General features: G+C 69.8%; 4 protein-coding genes. 2 read left to right on the forward strand and 2 right to left on the reverse strand.

The window, feature by feature from the left end:
• Both EQG76_RS13245 and EQG76_RS13250 read left to right on the forward strand, forming a co-directional pair.
• Positions 1 to 485, forward strand: a 485-nt coding sequence (locus EQG76_RS13245; RefSeq protein ID WP_200840790.1) for a VOC family protein, incomplete at its 5' end; no start/stop codon positions are given.
• Positions 486 to 499: 14 nt separating this feature from the next.
• Positions 500 to 1,111: an alpha/beta hydrolase gene (locus tag EQG76_RS13250; protein ID WP_159714048.1), complete on the forward strand. Its 612-nt coding sequence runs from the start codon at positions 500 to 502 to the stop codon at positions 1,109 to 1,111.
• A gap of 6 nt (positions 1,112 to 1,117) precedes the next feature.
• Here the strand turns inward: EQG76_RS13250 and EQG76_RS13255 are convergent, their stop codons facing one another.
• Both EQG76_RS13255 and EQG76_RS13260 read right to left on the reverse strand, forming a co-directional pair.
• Complete coding sequence (locus EQG76_RS13255) at positions 1,118 to 2,191, reverse strand: ABC transporter ATP-binding protein (RefSeq protein WP_159714050.1); 1,074 nt, start codon at positions 2,189 to 2,191, stop codon at positions 1,118 to 1,120.
• Between the two features lie 4 nt (positions 2,192 to 2,195).
• On the reverse strand, positions 2,196 to 3,218 hold a 1,023-nt coding region (locus EQG76_RS13260; RefSeq protein WP_159714052.1), incomplete at its 5' end, for an ABC transporter ATP-binding protein.

A 3,218-nucleotide genomic window follows, 5' to 3' on the forward strand; every position in this document is an offset into this window, starting at 1 on the left:
TCCGCGGCATGCACGGCGTCCGCCTCCTTCTGGAGGACGATGCCGCGACGGGGGCGGTGCTGACCGATGTGCTGGGCTTTGAGAAGGGCGAGCGCGAGGGGTCGCTGGTGCGCTTCCAGGTGCCGGGCAACCCGATCGGCGGAATCGTCGACATCCATGTGGTGCCGGGCTTCCTGCCGGCACGGATAGGCGGCGGCTCGGTGCATCATGTCGCCTTCCGCGCCGCCGACGATGCCGAGCAGGCGGCCATGGTCGCCAAGCTGGCGCAGCACCACGGGATCGCTGCGACCGAGCAGAAGGACCGCGACTATTTCCGCTCGGTCTATTTCCGCGCCCCCGGCGGCACGATCTTCGAGATCGCGACCGACGTCCCGGGCTTTGCCATCGACGAGACGCCGGAAGCGCTGGGCTCCGGCCTGCAACTGCCGCGCTTCGTGCGTGGGCGCCGGGCGGAACTCGAGGCCCTGCTGCCGGACATCGACTGACAGGAGCCGATTCGATGACCGAACTGTCCTTCCTCCATCGGTTCGAGCCGGGCACGGTGCCTGGCCGGCCGCCGGTCCTGCTGCTGCACGGCACCGGCGGCGACGAGACCGACCTCCTGCCGCTCGGCCGGGCTGTAGCACCCGGTTCCGCCCTGCTCTCGCCGCGCGGCAAGGTGCTGGAGCACGGCATGCCGCGCTTCTTCCGCCGGCTGGCGGAAGGCGTGTTCGACGAGGCGGACCTGCGCCACCGCGCCGGCGAGCTGGCCGGCTTCGTGGCCGAGGCACGCGCGGCCTACGGGCTGGCAGCGCCGATCGCGCTGGGCTTCTCGAACGGTGCCAACATCGCCGCCGCGACCCTGCTCCTGCATCCTGCCACCCTGGCGGGTGCGGTCCTGATCCGGGCCATGGTGCCGCTGGCCGAGCCGCCCGAGGCAAGCCTGGATGACAAGCCAGTTCTGCTGCTTTCCGGTGCTGTCGACCCGATCGTCCCGCAAGAGAATGCGGTGCGGCTGGCAGTCCAGTTGAGCGACGCAGGTGCTGCCGTCGAGCACCGGGTCCTGCCGGTCGGCCACGGCCTGTCCCGGGCCGACCTGACGCTCGCTGCCCAGTGGTTCAGGCAGCGCTGAACCGGATCAGCTCAGCGCCGGTGCGGCGTCGTCCTCGCCGTCGAAGACGTGGCGGGATTCGGCCGGGAAGGCGAGCCGCACCTGGTCGCCCGGTGCAAGGGCCCGGTGCGCGCCGGTGCGGGTCTTGAGCTCGATGCCGCCGACATCGATCGTGATGACGTCGACGTCGCCCTCCATCTCCACCAGCACCACCCGGCCGGGAATCGTCGCATCCTCGCCGTCGATCCGGACATGCTCGGGCCGGATGCCGAAGGTGACCCGCCTGCCCGGCTCCGGCAGGGTCTGGCGCACCTCGATGGTCGGCTGGCCCTCGACCTCGAAGCGCAGGCGACGGCGGTCCACCGTCACGGCCGGAATGAAGTTCATGGCCGGCTGGCCGAGGAAGCCCGCGACGAACCGGTTCTTCGGCCGGTGCCACAGTTCCTCGACCGAGCCGATCTGCTGCAGGTCGCCGAAATTCATCACGGCCACCCGGTCGCACAGGGCCACCGCCTCTTCCTGATCGTGGGTGACATAGATCGAGGTGGCGCCGATCGCGTCATGGATGTGGCGGATGCGCGCGCGCAGGCGGACACGGGCATGGCGGTCCATGTGCGACAGCGGCTCGTCGAGCAGCAGCACGCTCGGGTCCCGCACCAGCGCACGCGCCAGCGAGACCCGCTGCTGCTGGCCGCCGGACAGCTCGTAGGGCTTGCGGTCGAGCACGTCCTCGACCTCCATGAGCTTCGCCATCTTCTGGACACGGGGGGCGATCTCCGCCCGCGACACCCCGCGCGCCTCCAGCGGGAAGGCGATGTTCTCGCGCACGGTCAGCGGCTGGTAGAGGGCATAGTTCTCGAAGCCCATGCCGATGCCGCGATCCTTGGGCGACAGCTCGTTCACGACCACGCCGTCGAAGCGCAGCTCCCCCGACGTGATGTCCTCAAGCCCGGCGATCATCCGGAGCGTCGAGCTCTTGCCGCACCCCGACGGGCCCAGGATGCCCATGAACTCGCCTTTGGCCACCTCGAAGCTGATGCCCTTGACCGCGTCCACGCCACCATAGCTCTTGCGCACGTCGTGCAGCGACACCGACTTCACGGCCTCATACCTCGCCGAGCTCGAAGGACTTGCGGAACAGGAACAGCCGGTCGGCCGGAAAGCCGATCGGCACCGGCTCGCCTGCTCGCGCGTCGACGCGGCCCGGCACCTGCGCCTGGATGATCCGGTCATGGCCCAGGCTGAAGCTGAGCAGCGAGGCCTCGGCACTGTGCTCGATCGCGTAGATGGGCAGGCGGATCGCGTTCCCGTCATCGGGTGCGATCCGGAGGTCGCCCGGCCGGCAACCGAGCCGCACCGTGCCCTCGCCGCCGATCCGGTCGGTGGCCCCATCGGCCGGCAGGTCGATCACGATCGGCACCGGCGCATCCTCGACCTCGAAGCGCAGCCGGCCGCCTGCACGCGCGACGCGCCCATCGATCAGGTTCATCGGCGGGTCGCCGACCAGTGCCGCCACGAAGTCGGTGGCCGGGGCGTGGTAGATCTGCTTGGGCGTGCCGATCTGCTCGATCCGGCCCTGGCGCAGTATCAGGATGCGGTCGGAGAGCGAGAGCGCCTCGCGGAAATCATGGGTGACGTAGAGCGTGGTGGCGCCGATCTCGACGGCCAGCTGCTTCAGCCGGGTGCGGGTCTGGAACTTCAGCTTGGCGTCCAGGTGCGCCAGCGGCTCGTCCAGCAGGAACACGTTGGGCGCGCGGACCATGGCGCGGGCGAGCGATACGCGCTGGCGCTGCCCGCCGGAAAGCTGGCCGGGCAGTCGGTCGAGATAGGGTTCGATGCCGAGGATGGTGGCGACGTGGGTGACCTTAGCCCGCTCCTCGGCCGGCGACAGCCGGCGCGGCCGCGTGGGTGCCCGCAGCGGGAAGGCGATGTTCTCGTAGACCTTCATCTGCGGGTAGAGGCTGTAGTTCTCGAATGCCATCGCAACGTTGCGGTCCTGGATCGGCCGCTTCGTCACGTCATGGCCATCAATCAGGACCCGGCCCCGGTCAGGCTGGACGATGCCGGCGACCGACTTGAGCAGCGTCGACTTGCCGGCCCCCGAGGCACCCAGGATCGAGAAGAACTC

It is taken from the genome of Geminicoccus flavidas (assembly GCF_009806515.1).
GTDB classification, from domain to species: Bacteria; Pseudomonadota; Alphaproteobacteria; order Geminicoccales; family Geminicoccaceae; genus Geminicoccus; species Geminicoccus flavidus.

Bases quoted from the DNA above. Each gene is read 5' to 3' on its own strand.
- EQG76_RS13250 (WP_159714048.1), top strand. From the start codon at position 500: ATGACCGAACTGTCCTTCCTCCATCGGTTCGAGCCGGGCACGGTGCCT.